The following is a 21139-nucleotide window of genomic DNA, read 5'->3' on the forward strand; positions in this document are numbered from 1 at the left end:
TGTAGCAAGCGCGCCGAACGCGCGCGTCCAACCGCGGGTGGATTTGCAGGTGGAAACGCGGGTGGAGGGGGGTGGAGGGGCCGTTGCATTGGCTCAGTCCCTCACCCCAGCCCTCTCCCGGAGGGAGAGGGGGAGCCCGTAGGATGGGTCGAGCGCAGCGATACCCATCGCCGCCTGATGGGTATCGCGTGGCTCGACCTGCGCGGCTCGCGCTCGCCGTTCGCCGCAGAGGGCGTTGTGATCAGTCCAGCAGCTTGAGGGCGCGCGCGGCTTGCAGGGCGGCCTCGCGGTCGCTGACGTCGAGCTTGCGGAACAGGTTGTTGATGTGCGTCTTCACCGTGCTCAGGCTGATGAACAGACCCTCGGCGATCTGCTGGTTGCTTTGCCCGCGGGCCATGCGGCGCAGTACGTCCTGCTCGCGGCGGGTCAGCGCTTCGAGCAGCGGCTGCGGTTCGCCGGCCGCGCCGAACAGCTCGCGCAGCAGCGGTTGCAGTTGTTCGCGCGGCGGCAGCGGCGGCAGGTTGTGCTGGCGGCGCTGCTGCGGGTCGACCAGCTGGCGCAGCGCCTCGTGCAGGGCGCGGCCCTCGTGGTGCAGTAGCTGGCTGAGGCCGTGGGCGATGGCCAGCTGCAGCGCCTGCTCGAGGCTGTCGCGCAGGCCGTCGCGGGCGCCCTGGTCCTGCTGCAGGGTGGCGTCGAGCAGGTGCAGGTCGAGCTGCAGCAGGTGGTTGTCCTCGCTGTCGGCTAGGCCGTGCAGGTTGGCGACGATGCGCGCGGCGATGGCGTGCTGGCCGAGGTGGCGCTGTACCCAGGCGTAGGCCAGCCACTCTTCCGGCTGCAGCTCGACGCCGTAGTGCCGGCGGCACCAGTGCCATTCCTGCAGCCAGGCGAGGATGAAGTCCTCGTCGTGCTCGCGCACCGCCAGACGGGCGCGCCAGGCGCCGGCCAGGCGATACAGGGCGAACAGCTGGAACTGCCGCGCGAGGCGGCGCGCCTCGTCCCAGGCGGCGCGCGCCGCGGGCAGTTCGTCGCGCGCGGCGAGCAGGCAGGCCTGGTGGTGGAACACCCAGGGCAGGGCGGCGCAGTGGATCACGTCGAGGGCGATCACCTCGGCCTGGCCGAAGCGCTGCGCGGCCTGCTCGAGGCGATTCTGCTGCTGCAGGGCGAGGCCGATGCCGAGGTGCTGGTAGAGGTCGTAGAAGCTGCGCGGCGCGTTCGACGGCAGCGCCTGGTCGAGCGCCAGGAAGCGCTGCGCCGCCTGTGGCGCCTGGCCGCGGGCCAGCTCGATCTGCCCGAGCAGCAGATGCACGCTGTTGGTGTAGCCGCGAAAGTTCAGGGCTTCCAGCTCACCGAGGGCCAAATTGGCGTCGTGCCAGGCCTCGCCCAGGCGGCCGAGGGCGAACTGGCAGCTGGCCCGGTTGAACAGCAGCACGGCGCTCGCCGCGTTGCGTTGCGGGAAGCGCTGCAGCGCGTTGCCGACCAGCTGGATGCCGTGGCCGAGGTTGCCGCCCAGCACCGCCAGGCGGCTGCGCAGGAAGGCCAGGGTCTGGTGCGCGCGCTCCGGGCGGTGCAGCGGCGCTTCCTGCTGGCGCAGCAGGCGCTGCAGGCGCAACAGGCAGGCGCGGGCGCTCTGGATGTCGTTGGTGGCTATCACCGTGCTGGCTTCGGTGATCGCCAGGGTGAAGTGGTCGGCGCTCTGTCCGGGGATGTCGCCGAGGAACTCCACCAGCGCATCGACCCGGCCCTCGCGCAGCAGGTCGAAGCTGTGCTGGTCGACCGCTGCCAGCAGCGCGTTGTAGTCGCGCGCGCGGCCGAGCTGGTAGATCGCTTCCGAGTAGCAGCGCTGCTCCAGCAGCCAGTCGGCGGCCTGGCGGTGCAGGCGCAGCAGGCCGTCCGGGTCGCGCTGGCGCAGGCGGTGGTAGCAGGCGCGGCGCAGCGCCGGGTGATAGCGGTAGCCGAGGCGCTGATCGCCGCTGTGCTGGAGGAACAGGTCGTCGCGCTGCAGGCGGCGCAGCAGCTCCAGGGTCTCGCCCTGGCCGCCAAGCAGCGCGGCCAGCTCGGGGGCGAAGGAGCGCACCACCGACGTGCGTTCGAGGAAGGTCAGCAGCGCCGGCGACAGGCCGCGCAGCACTTCCTCGGTGAGGAAGTCGGCGATGTAGGTGGAGGCCTGTCGCGCGATGGCGCGCAGGTTGGGCTGCTGTTCGGCGTAGGCGGCCAGCCCGAACAGCACGCCGCTGATCCAGCCCTCGCTGCCGGCGCGCAGCAGGTAGACGGTGTCGCTGTCCAGGCTCAGGCCGCGGGCGGCGGCCAGTTCGTTGATCTGCGCGTTGTCCAGGGCCAGGTCGGCGGCTTCCAGCAGTTGCAGGCGCTGGTCGCGGCGCAGGTGACTGAAGGCCAGCGCCGGCAGACCACGGCCGGCGGCGACCAGGTGCAGGCCGGGCGGGGCGAAGTGCAGCAGTTCGTCGAGGTAGCGACACGCCGGGCGGGCGCGCAGCAGGTGCAGGTCGTCGAGGAACAGGGTCAGGCCGTCACGGTGCTGCTCCAGGTCGGCGAGGATGCGCGCCCACAGTTGCGGTTCGTCAGCTGGGCTTAACTTGCGGTCCGGGATCGGCAGCTGCAGGGCCTGCAGCAGATGAGTGAGTAGGCGCAGCGGCTGGTTGTCGCCGGCGTCGCAGCGTAGCCAGGCCCAGGGGCTGCCCAGGCTGGCGGCGTACTGGGCGAGCAGGGTGCTCTTGCCGTAGCCGAGCGGCGCGCTGAGCAGGCTCAGCAGGCAGCCACGCGCCGCGCCGTCGTGCAAGCGCTGCAGCAGCGCAGGGCGGGCGATGGCAGCCACCGGCGGCATCGGCGGGCGCAGTTTGCTCGGGTTGATCGGCGGTTGGCTCATCTCGGTTTCCGGTACGCCGGCGTGAACAGCCGTGGCGCGGATGCTATAGCGAGGCGCCCTGCCAAGGCTAGCGCGTCGGCGCCGGCAGCGAGCCCGGGGTAACTGGACTAGATTTCAGCAAGGCACTCCACTGATTGAGAAGGGTAGGGACTCCATGCTCGATTATTTTGCTCTCGGCATACTGATCTTCGTTGGCTTGGTGTTGTTCTACGGGATCATCGTGATGCATGACATCCCCTACGAGATTGCCGTGCACCGCAACCATCCGCATCAGGATGCGATCCATGCCACTGGCTGGGTCAGTCTGTTCACCCTGCATGCGCTGTGGCCGTTCCTGTGGATCTGGGCGATGTTGTACCGCGAGGACCGCGGCTGGGGCTTTAGCGACGGCAAGTCGCCGCGCAACCATGTGCAGCACCTGGAACAGCAGATCGCCGAACTGCAGCAGCGCCTGGAGCGCCTGGAGGCGCCGCGCACGCTGCCGCAAGCCTCACCGGAGCCGGTGCCAGCGCCGCAGCCGCCCAGCACGCCAGCACCTGGAGAGGGGATCTAAGCCATGGACCTGCTACTGATCCTCACCTACACCGCGATCTGCATTGCCATCTTCAAGATCTTCCGTATCCCGCTGAACAAGTGGACGGTGCCGACCGCCGCCCTCGGCGGGGTGGTGCTGATCGGCACGCTGATCTTCCTGATGAACTACAACCACCCGTATTCCGAGGTGGCGCGCAGCTATTTCGTCTCGACCCCGGTGATCCCGGTGGTCACCGGCCAGGTGATCGAAGTGCCGGTGACCGGCAACGAGCTGCTGGAGAAGGGCGACGTGCTGTTTCGCATCGACCCGACGCCGTTCGAGAACCGCGTGAAATCGCTCAACGCCCAGCTCACCCAGGCGCGTGGCGACCTCGGCCGGATCAGCGAACTGCTCAAGCGCAATTTCGGCACCAAGCGCGACCTGGATGTCGCCACGGCGCGGGTCGACGATCTGCAGGCGCAACTCAACATCGCCCAGTACGAACTGGACCACACTGTGGTGCGTGCGCCGAGCAAGGGCTTCGTCACCCACGTCTCGCTGCGCCCGGGGATGATGGCGACCAAGCTGCCGCTGCGCCCGTCGATGGTGTTCATCCCCGACGAGGGCCACTACTTCGCCGCCTGGATGCGGCAGAACAGCCAGCTGCGCCTGGAAGTCGGCGACGAGGCCGAGGTGGCCTTCGACGGCATTCCCGGCAAGGTGTTTGCTGGTAAGGTGCACCAGGTGATCGCGGTGATCGGCGAAGGCCAGATTCAACCGTCCGGCACGCTGCTCAGCTTCACCGGCTCGCCGCCGGCCGGGCGGGTGCCGGTGATCATCCAGATCACCGACCCGGCCTATGAGGCCTACAGCAAGCGCATGCCGGGCGGGGCCTACGGCCAGGCGGCGCTGTACAGCAAGCATTTCCACCACGTAGCGATAATGCGCAAGATCCTCCTGCGCATGGCGGCCTGGATGAACTACATCTTCCCGTTCCACTGAGTCCACGCGGTGACGAGCGCAGGTGCCAATCATGCTCAAGCTATGGCGGAAATACCTGGAGCTGCTGGACGCTGAACTGAGCGCGAAGATATTCGACAACCTGAAGAACCTGCTGGTGATCGCCCTGCTGTTCGCCGCCGGCGCCGAATCGCTGCACGGCGATCACCGGATCTTCCTCGGCCTGTTCGTTTCCAACCTGACCGGGTGGGGGGTGATCGCCGTGTCGGCATTGCTGCTGGCGTTGAACATGAGCGATGGCCTGCACCGGCTGGCCAAGCTGCGCTACCACACGGCGCTGCAGGTCCTGCTGTTTCTGCTCTATCTGATCGTTGCGTTGCGCGTGGTGGAGATCGTCTGGAGCTACCGGGCCGCCTAACGGTGGCGCTGACCGGCTATACAAGGCTGTATGATGGCACTCTGCCTCTGGAGTCAAGTTGTTGGTAGGGAAACAGCCATGATCACATCCGCAATGTTCCTCAAGCGTGTTCGCCAGCTGTGGCAATCGTCCGAGCTGGCCTTGGTCAGTCAGCGCCGCGAGCGGCGCATGCGCCTGTTGGCCAGCCTGCTCATGCTAGTCCTGGGCGCTGCGTGGGGATGCTTCTTTGCGCTGCGCGGTGCGTGGGGCATCGTGCTGATGGATGCGGCGCTGATCCTCTGCGGGCTCGGGGTGTTCGTCCTGACCCTGCGGGGCGAGAGCCGCCGCGCCAACCTGCTGCTGTTCGGCACGCTGATCGTCATCATCGTCGCCACCACGCTGGTGCTGGATGTCCCCAGCGTGGCCGCGCCGCGCGCCACCCACCTGTACCTGCTACCGCTGGCCGTCGCCGCGCTGATGGCGTTTCGCGACGAACGCCTGTGGCTGCGCTACGGCGTGGCCTCGCTGTGCCTGCTGCTGTTCACCGGCCTGGCGGCGTCGAACTGGGCGCCGGTCAGCGGCTACGGACTGCCGGACGAGGTGCGGATCATCGGCTCCTGGCTGCAGGGCGTGGCGGCCGTGGCGATGATGTTCATGCTGCTGCACATCCTGCAGACCGATGCCGCCGAGCGCTCGGAGCTGGACAGCGACCTGCGCAGCGCCCTGCGCGAGGAGCAGTTCGCCCTGCATTACCAGCCGCAACTGGACAGCAACGGCCAAGTGGTGGGCGCCGAGGTGCTGATCCGTTGGCAGCACCCGCAGCGCGGCCTGGTGTCGCCCGCGGAGTTCATCGGCCGGGCGGAAAAGACCGGGCTGATCATCCCCATCGGCCGCTGGGTGCTGCGCCAGACCTGCGCGCAGTTGCGCGCCTGGCAGGATCACCCGGCCTGCCGCGACCTGCGCCTGGCGGTGAACATCAGCCAGAACCAGTTGCGCCAGAGCAGCTTCGTGCCCGAGGTGCTGGCGATGATCGAGGAGTACGGCATCGATGCGCGGTGCCTGGAGCTGGAGCTGACCGAAACCCTGATCGTGCAGGACGTCGATGACCTGACGCGCAAGATGGCCAAGCTGGTCGAGCGCGGGGTGAGCTTCTCCCTCGACGACTTCGGCACTGGCTTCTCCTCGCTCAGCCACCTCAAGCGCCTGCCGCTCAGCACGCTGAAGATCGACCGCTCGTTCATCTGCGACCTGCCGGCGGACAGCAGCAGCGAAACCATCGTGCGCACGGTGATCGCGCTGGGCCAGAGCATGGGCATGACGGTGATCGCCGAGGGCGTCGAGACCGAGGCGCAGCACCGTTTCCTGGTCGACCATGGCTGCACGCAATTCCAGGGCTACCTGTTCAGCAAACCCCTGCCGTTGCCGGCGTTCATGACCTTTATCGGCAACACCGTGCAGGCCCGCGGCGCCGTCGCCTGACCCCGGATGTGGCCACCGGCAATTGGCGCGCGGCGTAGTGCGCAGCTCGGCGAACCGCTGGTGGCCAGCTACACCAGATAGCGCCGGAACCAGTCCAGGGTCCGTTGCCAGGCCAGCTCGGCGGCGGCCTTGTCGTAGCGCGGCGTGGAGTCGTTGTGGAAACCGTGGTTGGCGCCCGGGTAGATGTACGCCTCGTAGACCTTGCCGGCCGCCTTCAGCGCCTGTTCATAGGCGGGCCAGCCCTCGTTGATGCGGGTGTCCAGTTCGCCGTAGTGAAGCAGCAGCGGCGCGCGGATCTTCGGCACGTCGGCCGCGGCCGCTTGGCGACCGTAGAACGGCGCCGCCGCCGCCAGGTCGGGAAAGGCCACCGCCGCGGCGTTAGCCACCCCGCCGCCGTAGCAGAAGCCGGTGATGCCGACCTTGCCGGTGCTGCTCGGATGGCTCATCAGCCACTCGACGGCGGCGAAGAAGTCGTTCATCAGCTTCTCCGGGTTGACCTGCTGCTGCAGCTCGCGGCCCTTGTCGTCGTTGCCCGGGTAGCCGCCCACTGAGCTCAGGCCGTCCGGCGCCAGGGCGAGGAATCCGGCCTTCGCCACCCGCCGCGCGACATCCTCGATATAGGGGTTGAGGCCGCGGTTCTCGTGGACCACTACCACCGCGGGCGTCTTGGCGCCGGCCTTGGCCGGGCGCACCCGGTAGGCGCGCACGCTGCCGTGGCCCTTCGGCGAGGGGTAGGTGATGTACTCGGGGACAATTTCCGGATCGGTGAACTCGACCTGTTGGGCCAGCGCGTAGTTCGGGCTCAGCGCCGTCAGCAGCGCGCTGCCGGTCAGCCCGCAGACCGCGAACGCCGCCGCGCCATCGAGAAACTCGCGGCGGCTGATCCTGCCGTGGGCATAGAAGTCGTAGAGTTCGAGCAGTTCAGGGGCGAAGTCTTTCGCGCTCAGGCGGTGCATGGGCATCTCCCTCCGAATCAGCGCCGCCGCGGCGACGGCGGGTTAGAAGTGGTAAGCCCCGGACAGAATCAGGGCATAGGGATGTTCGGTTTCGCCGACCACCCGACCGCGCTCGATGGACGGTCCGGTATCCACCGGCGCCTCGCCGAAGTCGACCAGGTGCAGGTTGAGGTCGACGGATTTGCCGTTGCCGTGGTCGATCTGCACACCGCCGCCGATCCCCCACATGCGGTCGAGGGTCAACGCCAGCGTGCGTTTGCTGTCATCCACCGGGGCCTGCACGTAGAAGGCGTCGAGCGTGTAGCGCAGGCCGTTGCTGGCCGGGAAGCCGTAACCCAGGGTGCCGGCCCACAGGTTGTTGTAGGTGCCGTCGTCCACGTCGATCGTCTCGCGGTCCAGCGATACCGAGGCCGCGCCGAATTTGGAGAATTCCACCCAGGCGAGGTCGGCGGTGACGAAGGCCCCGGAGTCCAGTTCGTGGTACACGCCGCCGATGATGCGTTGCGGCATGACCTGCTCGACTTCGATCTTGTCGCCGATGACGCCGCGCTCCAGCAACTCGCCGAGCACCGGGCCCGCGTTGCGGAACTTGAGCTTGCCGTCGATATCGGTTCTGGACTCGCTGGTGTAGACCAGGCCGAAGCGGGTTTTCGCGGTCATCTCCCATAGCAGCGACAGGCTGAAATTGGTCCCGACGCCATCCAGATCGGCCTCCAGGCGGCCGTCCGGGGTGCCCGGCACCAGGGTGTTGATCGCCGCTTCCGACTCGGAAGCGATGTAGTTGATGCCCACCGCGACACCAAACGACCACTGCTCGTTGAGGCGCCAGGACAGCGCCGGCGTGAGGGCGACATAGACCAGCGAGTAGCTGTCGGTGTAGTAGCGACCGGCCCAGTCGGAGCCGTACTCCGAGCCAAACCCCGAGGGAATGGTCAGCGAGATGCCGGCATGAAGAGAGTCGCTAAGCGGCTGGACGTAGTAGGCCTGCGGCACCAGCACCGGGCTGAAGTCGTTATCCGGGTCGCCGCCGCTGGTGGTGGTTTGCCCCTGGTCGACCTCGAAACTGCCAAAGCCGGCCGCCGCCATCACGCTGACGGTCGAGGTCGCCTCCGGCAGCCGGGACATGCCGGCCGGATTGTCGCTGGCGGTTTCCGCGCTGTCGGCGCTGGCGGCAATCCCCGAGAAGCCCGCCGAGCCGGCCAGCACGGCTGGCGTGTCCAGGCAGGCCAGTACGCCAGCCACTACCCCTAGCGCTGTGATTCGCATGGAAACTCCCCCTGGCGGGCCACGCCGCGGCGCTCCGCCCAATGCGTGATGTCCAGACTGATCATAGACGCTGAACCCGGCGTGCCAGGCGCAGGCCGCTTTGCGCAAGACTGGGGCCCAGGCGCGCTCAGTCCGCCGCCGCAAAGTGCGCGAGCTGGTCGGCGTGCGCCTTGACGAAGGCGGGGCGGGCGGTGGCGCGCGCCATGTAGTCGCGACAGGCGGCAAACGGCGTCAGCCCGTCGAAGCGATCGACCAGGCGCAGCACGTCCGCCATGAGGATGTCGGCCACCGAGAACGACCCGGCCAGCCATTCGCGGCCGGCCAACAGCCCGTCCATGTGCCGCAGCCGCGCCTCGACGAAGCTGTCGAGGTGTTTGCGCCCCGGTGTTTCGGCGCTGTCCCCGGCGAACAGGAACAGCGCCCAGGGCAGGGTCGCCATCTCGACGGAATTGAGCGCCGCGAACAGCCACTGGATCGCTGCTGAGCGAGCCTCGGGCGCGCTGGGTAGCAGCCCCTCGCTACGCTCGCCGAGATGCAGCAGGATCGCGCCGGTCTCGAAGATCGAGAGGTCGCCATCGGTCAGCCAGGGCACCTGCCCGAACGGCTGATGCCGGAAGTGCTCGGCACCCCGATTGCGAAACGGCACGCTCGCCACGCGATAGGGCAATGCCGCTTCCTCCAGTGCCCAACGCACGCGCAGATCGCGGACATAGCCGCGCGGCAGCTCGGGAACCCAGTCGAAGGTGGTGAGTACCAGGTCGGTCATGGCGCGCCTCCAGTCGTCGGCTCGGCTAACTATAGGCCTCTGGATAGGTGGGCCACGCATTGCCCGACCGGCTGACTGCGGCCACTTGCCGGTGCCCACCGTCAGCGGCGCCGGCCTTAGTGGTGCAGTTGGCAGAACTCCAGCACCTGATGGGCCATGGTCTGCAGCTGCTGATCGACCTGCGCGTCGTCACACGCGCCGTCGGCATCGAAGCGGGTGTGTGTCGAGTTGATCACCACGCCCATCGGCGTCGGCCAACCGCGCAAGGCATGCACGATGCCGCGCAAGCCGCCGAGAGTGGCCGCGCCGGCCTGCCAGCCGGCGGCCAGGCCGACGCAGCCGACCGCACGGCGACTCAGGTAGGGCTGCGCGTCGCTGCGGGCTTCCTCCAGGTAGTCGAGGGCGTTCTTCATCAGCCCCGACAGCGCGCCGTGGTAGCCCGGCGAGGCGAGAATCACCCCGTCGGCACGGCGCACCTCGCTGAGCAGCGTCTGCACCAGCGGATGGTCGGGCGCGGCGGTGCCGTACAGCGGCAGCTGTAGGCTGTCGCCGCCGAGCAGTTGGACCTGCGCGCCACGCGCCCGGGCATGGCCGAGGGCGTTGCGCAGCACCCGTTCGGTCATCGAGCCGGGGCGGGTGGTGCCGCCGATGGCGAGGATGTAGGGCGGTCGGGTGGCCATCTCAATCGGCCTCCGGCGCACTGTTGAACGCCGGCCGGCGCACTGCCCGCCAGTAGTCCTCGGCGAGCCCGGCGATCAGTTCGCGCGCCGGCTCCGAACGCTGGATCGCACCGACGCCGTGGCCCGCCGACCACACCTGGGTCCAGCGCCGCGCCGCGCCTTTCGGGTCGGTGAAGTCGATGGGGGTTTCCTGGGCGAGGTCCTCGGCGCCGATGCCGGCCAGTTCCAGGCTCGGTCGCAGCCAGTTGGCCGGCACGCCGGTGATGCGGTTGCTCAGCACCAGGTCCTCGAAGCCCGAGGTCACCAGCATCTCGCGGTAGCGCGCATCGGCCTGGCTTTCCAGGCAGGGGATGAAGCGCGTGCCCATCGACGCCAGGTCGGCGCCGAGCAGCTCGGCGGAGCGGATCGACGCACCGCTCATCAAGCCGCCGCCGAGCACCAGGGTGCCGTCGAAGAACTCGCGCACCGCGCTGACCATGGCGAAGCCGTTCATCTGCCCGGTATGCCCGCCGGCGCCGGCGCTGACCAGGATCAGCCCGTCGACGCCGGCCTTGGCCGCCTCGCGGGCGTACTTCAGCGAGTTGACGTCGGCCAGCACCCGGCCGCCGTAGGCCTGCACGCGCTCGATCACCGCCTTGGGGCTGCCCAGTGCGGTGATCACCAGCGGCGGGCGGTACTTTTCCACCAGTTCCAGGTCCAGTGGCAGGCGGTCATTGGTGCGGTGCACCACCAGGTTGACCGCCCAGGGCGCGTCCGCGTCGGTGAGCGACTGGCTGATCTGCTGCAGCCACTCCTCGAGGATCGCCGGGGTGCGCGCGTTGGGCGCCGGGAAGCTGCCGATCACGCCGTTGCGGCAGCATTCGATGACCATCTGCGGGCCGGAAATCAGGAACATCGGCGCCGCGATCAGCGGCAGTTTCAGGCGCGCACGCCATTCAGCAGGGAGGCTCATGGAAGTTCCTCGGGTCAGAGCATGGAGACGTTGGTGTCGAGGCCGAGGAACAGGCGCCCGACCAACTCGTAGGTGGATTCGCTGACCATGAAGTGCTGGCTGACCACATGGATGTCGCGCAGGCATTGCTGCAGCGGCGAGTTGGCGAACAGCGCCGCGCCGCCGCCCATCTGGTACATGCTGCCGACGATCTCGCGGGCGACGTCCACGGCATGGGTGGTCGCCAGACGGATATCGCGGCGCTGCGCCACCGGGATCACGCCGCGCTGCTCGGCTTCCTGCCAGGCCTGCGCGACCGCCTCCATGACGAAAGCGCGCGCCGCGCGCAGGTCGGCCTCGGCCCTGGCCACGGCTTGCTGGGCGGCCGGGCGCTGGTCGAGGGTCTTGCCGCTGAACTGCGGGGTGCGCACCTGCGCCAACTCGACCAGGCTGTCCAGCGCATGCCGGGCGATGCCCAGCGCCACCGCGCCGACGCCGATGCCGAGCAGGCCGAAGGCCGGGAAACGGTACAGCGTGCGCGGCAGCGGCTGGTCGGCGATCAGCGAGGCGCTGTGCTGCGCGGCGACGAACACCTCCTGCACCTCGAACTCGCCACTGCCACTGCCGAGCAGGCCGAAGGTGTCCCAGTTGTCCAGCCAGCGCACCTGGTCGCGGCGGAACACCATGGCCTGGATGCGCACCGAGCCGTCGGCCAGGGTTTCCGGCTTGCCCTGGTCGGTGAGGATCACGCAGCCGCCGAGGATGACGTCGGCGTTCTTGCTCGCCGAGCCCCAGGCCCAGCGGCCGCTGACGCGATAGCCGGCGACGCCGTCCTGCACCGCCCGCACCGCCTTGCCGCGCGGGGCGAACACGCCGGCCGCCTTGAGCTGCGGGTCCGCGAACAGGCTGCGCGCGCCGTCTTCGGGCAGATAGGCGGCGAGGATCGAGGCGGTGCAGGTGATGAAGGTGCACCAGGCCGCGGAGGCCTCGTGGCGGGCCAGGCGTTCGACCACTTCGACGAAGGTCGCCACGCTGACTTCCAGGCCGCCGTAGGCCTGCGGCGTGAGCATGCGATAGAGCCCGGCGCCGGCCAGTTCCTCGGCCATGTCCTGGGGCAGGCAGCGGTTGGCCTCGATCTCGGGCAGACGGCCGGCGAAACGGCGACCGAGCTCGTCGGCGGCGGCGAGCAGCGCTTCGCGCTGGGGATCGGGGACAGCGACGGTATGCATTGTTGTTCTCCTGCGTCCTGGCAAAGGGCTGGCGAAACGGGCTCGCCGATAAAGTACTCCGAGTGGAGTAATTTAACTTTTATCCACATGGATAATTTTGTCAACGCAGCGCTGCCAAGCCCGTCATCGCGCATGGTTGCGCGCGCCGGGCAAATTGACAGGCTCGGGAGGTTGTCTCTAAGGTCGCGCCATGAGCGAACCGCAATCGAAGAAAACCCTTGCCCCGCGTGCTGACGAAGGCCTCTCCGCCAAGGGCGAGCAGCGTCGCCAGTCGCTGATCGCCGCGGCGCTGCGCCTGATCGTGCGCGACGGCCATCACAGCCTCAGCCTGCGCAGCGTGGCCAAGGAAGCCGAGTGCAGTCACGGCTCGGTGGCCTACTACTTCGGCTCGAAGGGCGCGCTGATGTCGGCGGCTATCGACCATGCCTGCGAGCAGATCGCCAGCAGCTTCAGCGCGATCGCCCCGGACCTCGAGGCCAGCGCCGGCGATCCGCTGCAGTTCGCCGCGCTTATCGCCCAGTACAACACCCGTCTGCTGATCGACGACCGCAGCATGGGTATCGCCGTCTACGAACTGAACCTGGCCGGCGCCCACGACGCCTCGCTGCGTCCCGCACTGTCGAAGTGGGGGCGCATCCACGCCGGCATCTGCCGCGAAGCCTTCCTCAAGCTTGGCTCGCAAGACCCGGACGCCGACTTCGCCTTCGTGCTGCACGCCATCGGCGGCCTGGTCATCGCCCAGCTGTCGCTGCCGCGCAAGGACTTCGAGCAGCGCGTGTTCCTGCCCGCCATCGAGCGCCTGATCTTCAGCGTTGCCGGCCTGCCGCCACGCCGCTGAGCCCGCAGGCGGCCCGGCCGCTGAGCAAGCCTGGCGTTCAATGGCAAATCGTTGGCACCCCCTGACAATTGCCCCTGCCCACGTTCTGGCATGTTTCCGGTAACTGCCGGAAGGCATCAGACAACGTTGAAAGGTGTGGGCATGAACAACCAGCAGAGTGACGGCGTCAGCCGCCGCAAATTTATCCAGAGCGCCGGCGTGGTCGGCGCGGCAGGTGCGGCGGTAGCCGCTGGAGCGGTGTCGCTCGGCACGGCGGTGGCTGGTGAGAAGCGCGGTGCCAAGAACGTCGATTGCGACTACGACGTGGTGGTCATCGGCGGCGGCTTCGCCGGCGTGACCGCGGCGCGCGACAGCATGAAGAACGGCTACAAGACGCTGGTTCTCGAGGCGCGCAACCGCCTTGGCGGGCGCACCTTCAGCAGCGAGTTCGCCGGCCACAAGGTCGAACTCGGCGGCACCTGGATTCACTGGACGCAGCCCTTCGTGTGGGCCGAAGTGCAGCGCTACGGGCTGAAGCTGAAAGAGACCCCCGAGCCGTTCGTGGAAGAGCAGCAGACCGTCCGCATCGTCCACGAAGGCCAGTCCATCGAGCCCCAGCTCGAGGACCTGATCGGCATCTCCAAGGCGGTCAAAGAGTACTTCGGCGACGCCCCAAAACTCTGGGAACGTCCCTATGACGCCAAGCACACCTGGAACGAGCTGCTCGCCGTCGACAGCATGAGCGGTGCCGATCGCCTCAACCAGCTGAAGCTAACGCCGCTGCAGCGCTCCTTCGTCGATGCCTACGTCGCCGGTGTCGCGCACACCACCAGCGACCGTGCCTCCTACGCCGACGTGGCGCGCTGGTGGTCGCTGCCGGGCTGGAACATGACCGCGTTCGTCGACGCCGCCGGCCGCTACAGCTTCAAGGACGGCACCATCAGCCTGATCAATGCGATGCTCGACGAAGGCAAGCCGGAAGTGCGCCTGTCCACCCCGGTGGCCAAGGTCGAGGAGCAGGGCAATCGGGTGCTGATCACCACCCAGGGCGGCGAAACCATCCGCGCCGCCGCGGTGATCGTTGCGGTGCCGATGAACGTGCTGCCGCGCATCGCCTTCACTCCGGCGCTGGACCCGGCGCTGGTCGAAGCGGCCAAGGAAAAGCACAGCGGCAGCGGCATCAAGGTATTCATGCGCACCAAGGGCAAGCTGCCGGGTGGTGGCAAGCGTCTCGGCGTGGCCGGTTCCAGCCATCCGCTCAACCTGCTGGTGACCTACGCCAAGGCCGAGGATCACACCATCTTTGTCGGCTTCGGCGCCGATCCGGACAAGCTCGACATCCAGGACCGTGACGCCGTGCAGGCGGTGGTCCGTTCCTTCTACCCGGATCTCGAGGTCGAGGAGTGCTACGGCTACGAGTGGACCCTCGATCCGTATGCCAAGGGCACCTACTGCAGCTACAAGCCGAACTGGCTGGGCAAGTACTACGACCACTTCCAGAAGGACCGTGGCCGCGTGGTGTTCGGCCAGGGCGACCACGGCGAAGGCTGGCGCGGCTTCATCGACGGCGCGATTAGCGCTGGCAGCCAGGCTGCACTGCGCACGCGGAAGCTGCTGGGCTGATTGCTCCTTGCCGGCGGCACCTTGGGTGCCTGCCGGCTTTTTTACGCCTGCTTCTGCTGGCGATACTCGCGCGGCGTCACCCCGGTCCAGCGGCGGAACGCGCGGGTGAACGAGCTGGCCTCGTTGTAGCCCAGCTGCTGGGCGATCTCGGTCAGGCTGTGCGACGACTGGCGCACCAGATCGATGGCCAGGGCCTGGCGTATCTCCTCGACCAATTCGGCGAATTCCAACTCGAGCTCCTGCAACCGCCGTTGCAGGGTGCGCTTGCTCATGCACAGGTGACGGGCCACCTCGTCGATGCCGACCTTGCCGTTGCTCAGGTTGGCTTCGATGACCAGGCCGATGCGGGTGGTCAGGTCGGTATCGGCCAGGCGTCGCCGGCGTTCTTCTTCGAGGCCCGGTAGCAGCGCCTGGTGCAGCCGCGGGTCGGCGCTCAGCAGCGGCGCGTCGAGCATCTCGGTGGGCCAGGCCATGCTGTTGGCCGGCTGATCGAAGCGCAGCGGACACTGGAACACCTCGCGGTGCAGGCTGATGTCGGCCGGCTGCGGGTGGGCGAAATCCACGCGCAGCGGCGCGAAGCGTTCGCCGGTGACTTCGCGAAGCAGGGCGTACAGGTTGCCGAGCGCGAACTCGGCGTCCTGGCGACACTGACCGACGCTCGGGTCGGTGATCCGGTAACTGATCTCCAGGCGGCCGGCCTGCAGGCGCCAGCTCAGTTCGTTGGCCTGCGCGTGCACCACGATGTAACGGCCGGCGCAGTCGAGCAGGGCGCGCACGTCCGGGGCGCTGCGCGCGACATGGCCGATGCCGCCCATCAGGCTGTTCTGGGCGCGCGCGCCGAGCAGGCCGAGGCCCATGCGCAGGCCAAGGCTGGGGTCGTTGTGCGCGGCGGCAGTCTCCAGCAGGGCGGTGTACTGGCTCAGCGGGATCTTGGTGTCCGCACGCTCGAGCACGCTCTCGTCGAGACCGACCGCAGCGAGGCACGGGCGGAAGATGTCGGCGTAACGCTGCAGCAGCGCTTCAACGTAGACGGTGTTCTTCAGGCGGGACATGACGAAAGGGCTCCTGGCCCGGCCGGTTCTTCGTGCGAATGAGCTCCAGCATGTGCGCAGATCGACGACCTGCACAAGCCGCAGCGCCGGCACCGTAGCAAAGCGGGATACCGCCAGCAACGGGCGGGCCAGCAGCCGGGCGAAATGGCGTCGAAAAGCAATTCTTTGGCGTCGAAGGGCGAGCGTGTTTGGTTCCGGTGCGGTTACCGTCCCGGCATGCTGCCTAAACTTTTTTCCACCCGCGGGTAGCGCCTGGAGGAAGTCCCATGAAATTCCGTCTGTCCTGTCTGGCGCTCTGCGGCGCCCTGTTGATGGTGCCCGCCACCTGGGCGGCAACGGCTCCGCCGAACATCGTCATCATGCTCTACGACAACCTCGGCTATGGCGAGCTGGGCGCGTATGGCGGCGGCATCCTGCGCGGCGCCGAGACGCCGCGCATCGACCAGCTGGCCGCCGAGGGCGTGCGCCTGACCAACTTCAACGTCGAGGCGCAGTGCACGCCGTCGCGCTCGGCGTTGATGACCGGGCGCTTCTCGATCCGTTCCGGCACCTACAAGGTGTCCGGTGCCGGCTCGCCGGAAGGCCTGACCCTCTGGGAAGTTACCCTGGCCGAGCTGCTTTCGGCCAAGGGCTATGCCACCGGCATCTGGGGCAAGTGGCACCTGGGCAGCAGCGAGACGCGCTTCCCGACCAACCAGGGCTTCGACGAGTGGTATGGCGTGCCGCGTACCTACGACGAAGCCATGTGGTCGCACGCCGACGAGAGCGTCGATGGCGGACCGACGATTGGCAGCAAGCAGGGCTGGGACGAGAAGCTGATGCCGCCGCAGTACATCTACGAGGCGCGCAAGGGCGAAGCCGCACGCCAGGTGAAGAAGCTCGACCTGGCCAGCAAGCGCAATCTCGACGCCGAGATCGCCGAGCGCGCCACCGCCTTCATCAAGCGCAATGCGGCCGCCGGCAAACCCTTCCTGGCCTACATCCCGTTCTCCCTGGTGCACATGCCGACGCTGCCCAACCCCGAGTTCGTCGGCAAGACCGGCAACGGCTCGTGGGCCGACGCCCTGGCCGAAGTGGACCACCGTGCCGGGCAGATCCTCGATGCGCTGAAGGCCGCCGGCGTCGAGCAGAACACCCTGGTGATCCTCGCCAGCGACAACGGCGGCGAGGCCACCCACCCCTGGGAAGGCGCCAACGGCCCGTGGCGCGGCACCTATTTCACCGCCATGGAAGCCAGCCTGCGCGCGCCGTTCATCATGCGCTGGCCCGGTCAGGTGCCGGCCGGCAAGGTCAGCAACGAGATCGTCCATATCGTCGACCTCTACACCACCCTGGCGCAGGTCGGCGGCGCCCAGGTGCCGAGCGACCGCGCGGTGGACGGCGTCGATCAGCTGGCGTTCCTCACCGGCAAGCAGGCGAACTCCAACCGCGAGGGCTTCCCGGCCTACGTCGCCGATCGGCTGTCGGCCATCAAGTGGCGCAACTGGAAGCTGCAGCTGATCCAGCAGGACAACATGTACGACCCGGCGGTGGTGCTGCCGCTGCCGCGCCTGTACAACCTGCTCACCGACCTGCGCGAAGAGCACAGCGTGACGGTGGAAAACACTTGGGCGGTGCCGCGCATGATGAGCATCGCCGGCCAGCTCAAGGCGAGCTTTAAAAAATACCCGCCGATTGAGGCCGGCACGCCCGATCCTTACAGCCCGCCGCAATGACCGGTTGCCATTGAGCGCCAGTCGGAGTCGATTGGCGCTCAATGGCAAATCTCTGGCGCTGCCCAGCGATTAGCAAAACGCCTCGAATGTCACCTTAGGTTCACCGCCAATAGTTGCTGGGGAACCTCAAGATGCATCACCTGATCCGCTCGCTGGCCGGCCCCTCGCTGCTGGCGCTCAGCCTTGCCAGCCAGGCCGCCGACTGCGACGTCGCTGCTGGCCAACAGGCCTTCCAGAGCAAGTGCGCCGCCTGTCACGCCCTCGATGCCGATCGCGTCGGCCCGCACCTCGCCGGCGTGGTTGGCCGGCGCATCGGCTCGGTGCCTGGCTTCACCTATTCGACGGACCTGGCCGGGGCGAACAGCACCTGGACCGTCGAGCAGCTCGATCGCTGGCTGACCTCCCCCGCAAAGATGTTCCCCGATACGGCGATGGCCTTTGGCGGCCTGCGCAATGCCGGTGAGCGCCAGGCCGTGCTGTGTTTCCTGCAGCAGGCCGGCTAGGCCGCGGCCATCTGAATCGGCACGCCTGCCAACCGGCTGCCAGAGCGACAACAACAAGAAGGACACCTCCAGTGCACAACACACACTTCCGGCGTTACCTGCTGGCCAGCGCGATTTCCATGGCCGCCTCCGGCGCGGCGTTCGGCGCGCCGTTCACCTTCGGCGAGCTGCAGGGGCAGTTCGACTCGGCCCTGTCGATTGGCGCCAGCTGGGCCACCGAGGACCCCAGCAGCAAACTGATCGACAGCACCAACGGCGGCCGCGGCTTCTCCTCGTCCGGCGACGACGGGCGGCTGAACTTCAAGAAGGGCGAGACCTTCTCGAAGATATTCAAGGGCGTGCACGACCTCGAGCTGAGCTACGGCGACACCCGCGCGTTCGTGCGCGGCAAGTACTGGTACGACTTCGAGCTGCAGGACGAGAGTCGGCCGTTCAAGCAGATCAGCGACGACGGTCGCGAGATGTCGGCGCGCTCGTCCGGCGCGCAGATCCTCGATGCGTTCGTCTCACAGCGCTACGAGCTGGCCGAGCACCCCGGCGACGCGCGTATCGGCAAGCAGGTGGTGAGCTGGGGCGAGAGCCTGTTCATCGGCAACTCGATCAACTCGATCAACCCGCTCGACGTCGCCGCCCTGCGCCGCCCCGGTTCCGAGCTGAAGGAAGGCCTGATCCCGGTCAACATGTTCTACCTGGCCCAGGGCCTCAGCGATAACCTCAGCCTTGAGGCGTTCTACCAGCTGGAGTGGAAGCCCTACGCCCTGGACAACTGCGGCACCTTCTTCGGCGCCGACCCGGTGGCCAAGGGCTGCAACAACAACCTCAACGGCGGCATGGCCGGCGTCGCCCCGCTCGAGCCGATCGCCGCGGCCGCGGGCCTGGGCTTCGGGGTCAGCGATCCGGAAGGGGTGATCATCCGCCGCGAGAAGAACAACGACCCGCGTGACAGCGGTCAGTACGGTATGGCCCTGCGCTGGTTGGGTGATGGCGTGGAGTACGGCGCCTATTTCATGAACTATCACTCGCGCGCGCCGCGTTTCAGTCTGCGCACCGCCAGCGGCGTGACCGACTTCATCAACAACGATCCGGGCTTCGCTGCGCTCGGCGACCCCGATCTGCAGTTCGCTCTGGGCCTGGCCACCGGTGCCGGCAACACCAGCTACTTCCTCGATTACCCGGAAGACATCCACCTGTATGGCGCCAGCTTCGCCACCGAGCTGCCCACCGGCACCGCGTGGAGCGGCGAGATCAGCTACCGGCCCAACGCGCCGATCGGCATCAACACCGCCGACCTGTTCGGCGGCGCACTGAACCCGACCTTCCGCGCGTTGACCGGCTCCGACATCGAGCCGACCGTGCAGGCCGAGGAGGGCCAGGTGCTGCAGGGCTGGAAGCGCAAGGAAGTCACCCAGGCGCAGACCAGCTTCCTGCACCTGTTCGACCCGGTGCTGGGCGCCACCTCGCTGAGCGTGGCGGTCGAGGTGGGCCTCACCCACGTCGGTGGTCTGGAGTCGTTGGACACCCAGCGCTACGGCCGCGACTCGGTGTACGGCGACATCGTCCAGGGTGGCCGCCACGGCTACTACACCGCCAATTCCTGGGGCTACCGCGCGTTTACCAACCTCAAGTACAGCGACGTGTTCGCCGGGGTGAACCTGGCGCCGAACGTGTTCTGGTCGCATGACGTGGACGGCTACGGCCCGGTGTTCAACGAGGGCGCCAAGTCGGTCGGTCTGGGCCTCGACGCCGACTACCGCAACACCTACACGGCCAGCCTCAGTTACACCAACAACTTCGGCGGCGACTTCAACACCGACGTCGACCGCGACTTCGTTTCGCTGAGCCTCGGCGTGAACTTCTAAGTTTTTCCAGGAGCAAGAGCATGAACAAGATTCTTTACAAAGGCTGCATCCTGGCGCTCAGCCTGCTGGCTGGTCAGGTGATGGCCGCAGTTTCCGCCGACGAAGCCGCGCAACTGGGCGCCGCCCTCACACCGCTCGGCGCGCAGAAGGCCGGCAACGCCGACGGCAGCATTCCGGCCTGGACCGGCGGCTTGCCGAAGGACGCCGGCACGGTTTCGTCCGGCGGCTTCCTCGCCAACCCGTTCGCCAGCGAAAAGCCACTGTTCGTGATTACCGCCGCCAACGCCGAGCAGTACCGCGACAAGCTGACCGATGGCCAGCTGGCGTTGTTCAAGCGCTACCCGCAGAGCTACCGCATTCCCGTGTATGCCTCGCATCGCACCGCCACGGTGCCGACGGCGATTCAGGACGCGGCGCGCAAAAGCGCGCTGCAGGTGCAGCCGATCAACGGTGGCGACGGCCTGAGCAGCTTCGAAAAGAGCGGCTACTACGCCTTCCCGATCCCCAAGAATGGCGTCGAAGTGCTGTGGAACCACATCACCCGCTACGTGGGCGGCAACTACTGGCGCAGCTACATCCAGGTCACCCCGCAGGTGAACGGCGCCTACACGCCGGTCCGCTTCGAGGAAGAGCAGGTGTACCCCGAGCAGGTCGCCGATTTCCCGGCGGAGAAGAAGGGCAGCATGCTGTACATGGTCAAGCAGCGGGTCACCGCGCCGGCGCGTCTGGCCGGTACCGCGGTGCTCGCCCATGAAACCCTCAACCAGATCACCGAGCCGCGCATGGCCTGGATCTACAACGCCGGCCAACGCCGCGTGCGGCGTGCGCCGCAGGTCGCCTACGACGGCCCGGGCACCGCCGCCGACGGCCTGCGCACCGCGGATAACCTGGACATGTTCAACGGCGCGCCGGATCGCTACGACTGGAAACTGGTCGGCAAGAAGGAGCTGTACATCCCCTACAACAGCTACGCGCTGGAGTCGCCGACACTCAGCTACGACGACATCGTCAAGGCCGGCCACATCAACCCCGACCACACCCGTTACGAGCTGCACCGGGTCTGGGAAGTGGTGGCGACCCTCAAGTCCGGTGCCCGTCATGTCTACTCCAAGCGCCACATGTACGTCGACGAGGACACCTGGCAGATCGCCGAGGTCGACCACTACGACGGCCGCGGCCAGCTGTGGCGCGTCGCCGAAGGCCATGCGCTGTACCACTACCAGCAGCAGGCGTCCTACCTGGCGGTCGAGACCCTTTACGATCTGATGTCCGGCCGCTACTTGGCGCTCGGCATGCGCAACCAGGAGCCGAGCACCACCAAGTACGGCCAGGCCGCGAAGTACTTCGACTTCACCCCGGCGGCGCTGCGCACCGACGGTCTGCGCTAGCCGTCATTTGCGACGAGCCAGGCTTCATCTGCAGCGGTGGTCGCGCGAGGGCAACCTCGCCGGCCACGTTGTCCATTCTGGCGAACCTCCGACGGTCGGCATGGCCAGGCTCACCTCACCCAC

General features: G+C 67.7%; 18 protein-coding genes. 10 read left to right on the forward strand and 8 right to left on the reverse strand.

Features of this window, described 5'->3' with window-relative positions; translation table 11 throughout:
- Positions 1–241: 241 nt before the first annotated feature.
- On the reverse strand, positions 242–2881 hold the full coding sequence (locus JQX08_RS19760; RefSeq protein ID WP_205350135.1) for a winged helix-turn-helix domain-containing protein: 2640 nt from the start codon (positions 2879–2881) through the stop codon (positions 242–244).
- A gap of 154 nt (positions 2882–3035) precedes the next feature.
- Here JQX08_RS19760 and JQX08_RS19765 point away from each other — a divergent pair, with 154 nt between their 5' ends.
- The 4 genes from JQX08_RS19765 (at position 3036) to JQX08_RS19780 (ending at position 6231) form a co-directional block, all read left to right on the forward strand.
- Positions 3036–3434, forward strand: a complete 399-nt coding sequence (locus tag JQX08_RS19765; protein WP_205350136.1) for a DUF3302 domain-containing protein — start codon at positions 3036–3038, stop codon at positions 3432–3434.
- A gap of 3 nt (positions 3435–3437) precedes the next feature.
- Complete coding sequence (locus JQX08_RS19770; protein ID WP_205350137.1) at positions 3438–4397, forward strand: HlyD family secretion protein; 960 nt, start codon at positions 3438–3440, stop codon at positions 4395–4397.
- Between the two features lie 31 nt (positions 4398–4428).
- The gene (locus JQX08_RS19775; protein ID WP_205350138.1) at positions 4429–4773 is read left to right on the forward strand and encodes a hypothetical protein; all 345 of its coding nucleotides are present in this window, start codon (positions 4429–4431) and stop codon (positions 4771–4773) included.
- Between the two features lie 78 nt (positions 4774–4851).
- Positions 4852–6231, forward strand: a complete 1380-nt coding sequence (locus tag JQX08_RS19780; protein ID WP_205350139.1) for a putative bifunctional diguanylate cyclase/phosphodiesterase — start codon at positions 4852–4854, stop codon at positions 6229–6231.
- Between the two features lie 68 nt (positions 6232–6299).
- On the opposite strand, the gene yghX is transcribed toward JQX08_RS19780, so the two are convergent.
- The 6 genes from yghX to JQX08_RS19810 form a co-directional block, all read right to left on the reverse strand.
- Entirely contained in the window at positions 6300–7187 is an 888-nt protein-coding gene (gene yghX / locus JQX08_RS19785; RefSeq protein WP_205350140.1) for a YghX family hydrolase, read from the reverse strand.
- Positions 7188–7229: 42 nt separating this feature from the next.
- Positions 7230–8453: an OmpP1/FadL family transporter gene (locus JQX08_RS19790; RefSeq protein ID WP_205350141.1), complete on the reverse strand. Its 1224-nt coding sequence runs from the start codon at positions 8451–8453 to the stop codon at positions 7230–7232.
- A gap of 127 nt (positions 8454–8580) precedes the next feature.
- Positions 8581–9219: a glutathione S-transferase family protein gene (locus JQX08_RS19795; protein ID WP_205350142.1), complete on the reverse strand. Its 639-nt coding sequence runs from the start codon at positions 9217–9219 to the stop codon at positions 8581–8583.
- Positions 9220–9335: 116 nt separating this feature from the next.
- Positions 9336–9899, reverse strand: coding sequence for an NADPH-dependent FMN reductase (locus JQX08_RS19800; RefSeq protein WP_205350143.1), 564 nt, complete (start codon positions 9897–9899; stop codon positions 9336–9338).
- Position 9900: 1 nt separating this feature from the next.
- Positions 9901–10851 carry an NAD(P)H-dependent flavin oxidoreductase gene (locus JQX08_RS19805; RefSeq protein ID WP_205350144.1) on the reverse strand — a complete coding sequence of 317 codons (951 nt, stop codon included), beginning with the start codon at positions 10849–10851 and terminating at the stop codon, positions 9901–9903.
- A 14-nt stretch (positions 10852–10865) separates the two neighbouring features.
- Positions 10866–12059, reverse strand: a complete 1194-nt coding sequence (locus tag JQX08_RS19810; protein WP_205350145.1) for an acyl-CoA dehydrogenase family protein — start codon at positions 12057–12059, stop codon at positions 10866–10868.
- Positions 12060–12249: 190 nt separating this feature from the next.
- Here JQX08_RS19810 and JQX08_RS19815 point away from each other — a divergent pair, with 190 nt between their 5' ends.
- Together JQX08_RS19815 and JQX08_RS19820 are read left to right on the forward strand one after the other, a co-directional pair.
- The gene (locus tag JQX08_RS19815) at positions 12250–12897 is read left to right on the forward strand and encodes a TetR/AcrR family transcriptional regulator (RefSeq protein ID WP_205350146.1); all 648 of its coding nucleotides are present in this window, start codon (positions 12250–12252) and stop codon (positions 12895–12897) included.
- A gap of 141 nt (positions 12898–13038) precedes the next feature.
- Positions 13039–14499, forward strand: a complete 1461-nt coding sequence (locus JQX08_RS19820) for a flavin monoamine oxidase family protein (protein WP_205350147.1) — start codon at positions 13039–13041, stop codon at positions 14497–14499.
- A 41-nt stretch (positions 14500–14540) separates the two neighbouring features.
- Here the strand turns inward: JQX08_RS19820 and qhpR are convergent, their stop codons facing one another.
- Positions 14541–15551, reverse strand: a complete 1011-nt coding sequence (gene qhpR / locus JQX08_RS19825) for an AraC-like transcriptional regulator QhpR (protein WP_205350148.1) — start codon at positions 15549–15551, stop codon at positions 14541–14543.
- Positions 15552–15817: 266 nt separating this feature from the next.
- On the opposite strand from qhpR, the gene JQX08_RS19830 reads away from it, so the two are divergent.
- The 4 genes from JQX08_RS19830 to JQX08_RS19845 all read left to right on the forward strand — a co-directional run bounded on the left by JQX08_RS19830 (position 15818) and on the right by JQX08_RS19845 (position 21016).
- Entirely contained in the window at positions 15818–17266 is a 1449-nt protein-coding gene (locus tag JQX08_RS19830; protein ID WP_205350149.1) for an arylsulfatase, read from the forward strand.
- 131 nt (positions 17267–17397) lie between these two features.
- A complete protein-coding gene (locus tag JQX08_RS19835; RefSeq protein ID WP_205350150.1) occupies positions 17398–17769 on the forward strand; it encodes a c-type cytochrome in 372 nt (123 codons plus the stop codon).
- Between the two features lie 119 nt (positions 17770–17888).
- Positions 17889–19628 carry a DUF1302 domain-containing protein gene (locus JQX08_RS19840; RefSeq protein ID WP_239482286.1) on the forward strand — a complete coding sequence of 580 codons (1740 nt, stop codon included), beginning with the start codon at positions 17889–17891 and terminating at the stop codon, positions 19626–19628.
- Positions 19629–19648: 20 nt separating this feature from the next.
- Positions 19649–21016: a DUF1329 domain-containing protein gene (locus JQX08_RS19845; RefSeq protein ID WP_205350152.1), complete on the forward strand. Its 1368-nt coding sequence runs from the start codon at positions 19649–19651 to the stop codon at positions 21014–21016.
- Positions 21017–21139: the final 123 nt, after the last annotated feature.

The organism is Zestomonas insulae (genome assembly GCF_016901015.1).
GTDB classification, from domain to species: Bacteria; Pseudomonadota; Gammaproteobacteria; order Pseudomonadales; family Pseudomonadaceae; genus Aquipseudomonas; species Aquipseudomonas insulae.

Excerpts from the sequence above, each read along its gene's own strand:
- JQX08_RS19760 (WP_205350135.1), bottom strand. The coding sequence starts at position 2,881 with ATGAGCCAACCGCCGATCAACCCGAGCAAACTGCGCCCGCCGATGCCG.
- JQX08_RS19765 (WP_205350136.1), top strand. The coding sequence starts at position 3,036 with ATGCTCGATTATTTTGCTCTCGGCATACTGATCTTCGTTGGCTTGGTG.
- JQX08_RS19770 (WP_205350137.1), top strand. The coding sequence starts at position 3,438 with ATGGACCTGCTACTGATCCTCACCTACACCGCGATCTGCATTGCCATC.
- JQX08_RS19775 (WP_205350138.1), top strand. The coding sequence starts at position 4,429 with ATGCTCAAGCTATGGCGGAAATACCTGGAGCTGCTGGACGCTGAACTG.
- JQX08_RS19780 (WP_205350139.1), top strand. The coding sequence starts at position 4,852 with ATGATCACATCCGCAATGTTCCTCAAGCGTGTTCGCCAGCTGTGGCAA.
- yghX (WP_205350140.1), bottom strand. The coding sequence starts at position 7,187 with ATGCACCGCCTGAGCGCGAAAGACTTCGCCCCTGAACTGCTCGAACTC.
- JQX08_RS19790 (WP_205350141.1), bottom strand. The coding sequence starts at position 8,453 with ATGCGAATCACAGCGCTAGGGGTAGTGGCTGGCGTACTGGCCTGCCTG.
- JQX08_RS19795 (WP_205350142.1), bottom strand. The coding sequence starts at position 9,219 with ATGACCGACCTGGTACTCACCACCTTCGACTGGGTTCCCGAGCTGCCG.
- JQX08_RS19800 (WP_205350143.1), bottom strand. The coding sequence starts at position 9,899 with ATGGCCACCCGACCGCCCTACATCCTCGCCATCGGCGGCACCACCCGC.
- JQX08_RS19805 (WP_205350144.1), bottom strand. The coding sequence starts at position 10,851 with ATGAGCCTCCCTGCTGAATGGCGTGCGCGCCTGAAACTGCCGCTGATC.
- JQX08_RS19810 (WP_205350145.1), bottom strand. The coding sequence starts at position 12,059 with ATGCATACCGTCGCTGTCCCCGATCCCCAGCGCGAAGCGCTGCTCGCC.
- JQX08_RS19815 (WP_205350146.1), top strand. The coding sequence starts at position 12,250 with ATGAGCGAACCGCAATCGAAGAAAACCCTTGCCCCGCGTGCTGACGAA.
- JQX08_RS19820 (WP_205350147.1), top strand. The coding sequence starts at position 13,039 with ATGAACAACCAGCAGAGTGACGGCGTCAGCCGCCGCAAATTTATCCAG.
- qhpR (WP_205350148.1), bottom strand. The coding sequence starts at position 15,551 with ATGTCCCGCCTGAAGAACACCGTCTACGTTGAAGCGCTGCTGCAGCGT.
- JQX08_RS19830 (WP_205350149.1), top strand. The coding sequence starts at position 15,818 with ATGAAATTCCGTCTGTCCTGTCTGGCGCTCTGCGGCGCCCTGTTGATG.
- JQX08_RS19835 (WP_205350150.1), top strand. The coding sequence starts at position 17,398 with ATGCATCACCTGATCCGCTCGCTGGCCGGCCCCTCGCTGCTGGCGCTC.
- JQX08_RS19840 (WP_239482286.1), top strand. The coding sequence starts at position 17,889 with ATGGCCGCCTCCGGCGCGGCGTTCGGCGCGCCGTTCACCTTCGGCGAG.
- JQX08_RS19845 (WP_205350152.1), top strand. The coding sequence starts at position 19,649 with ATGAACAAGATTCTTTACAAAGGCTGCATCCTGGCGCTCAGCCTGCTG.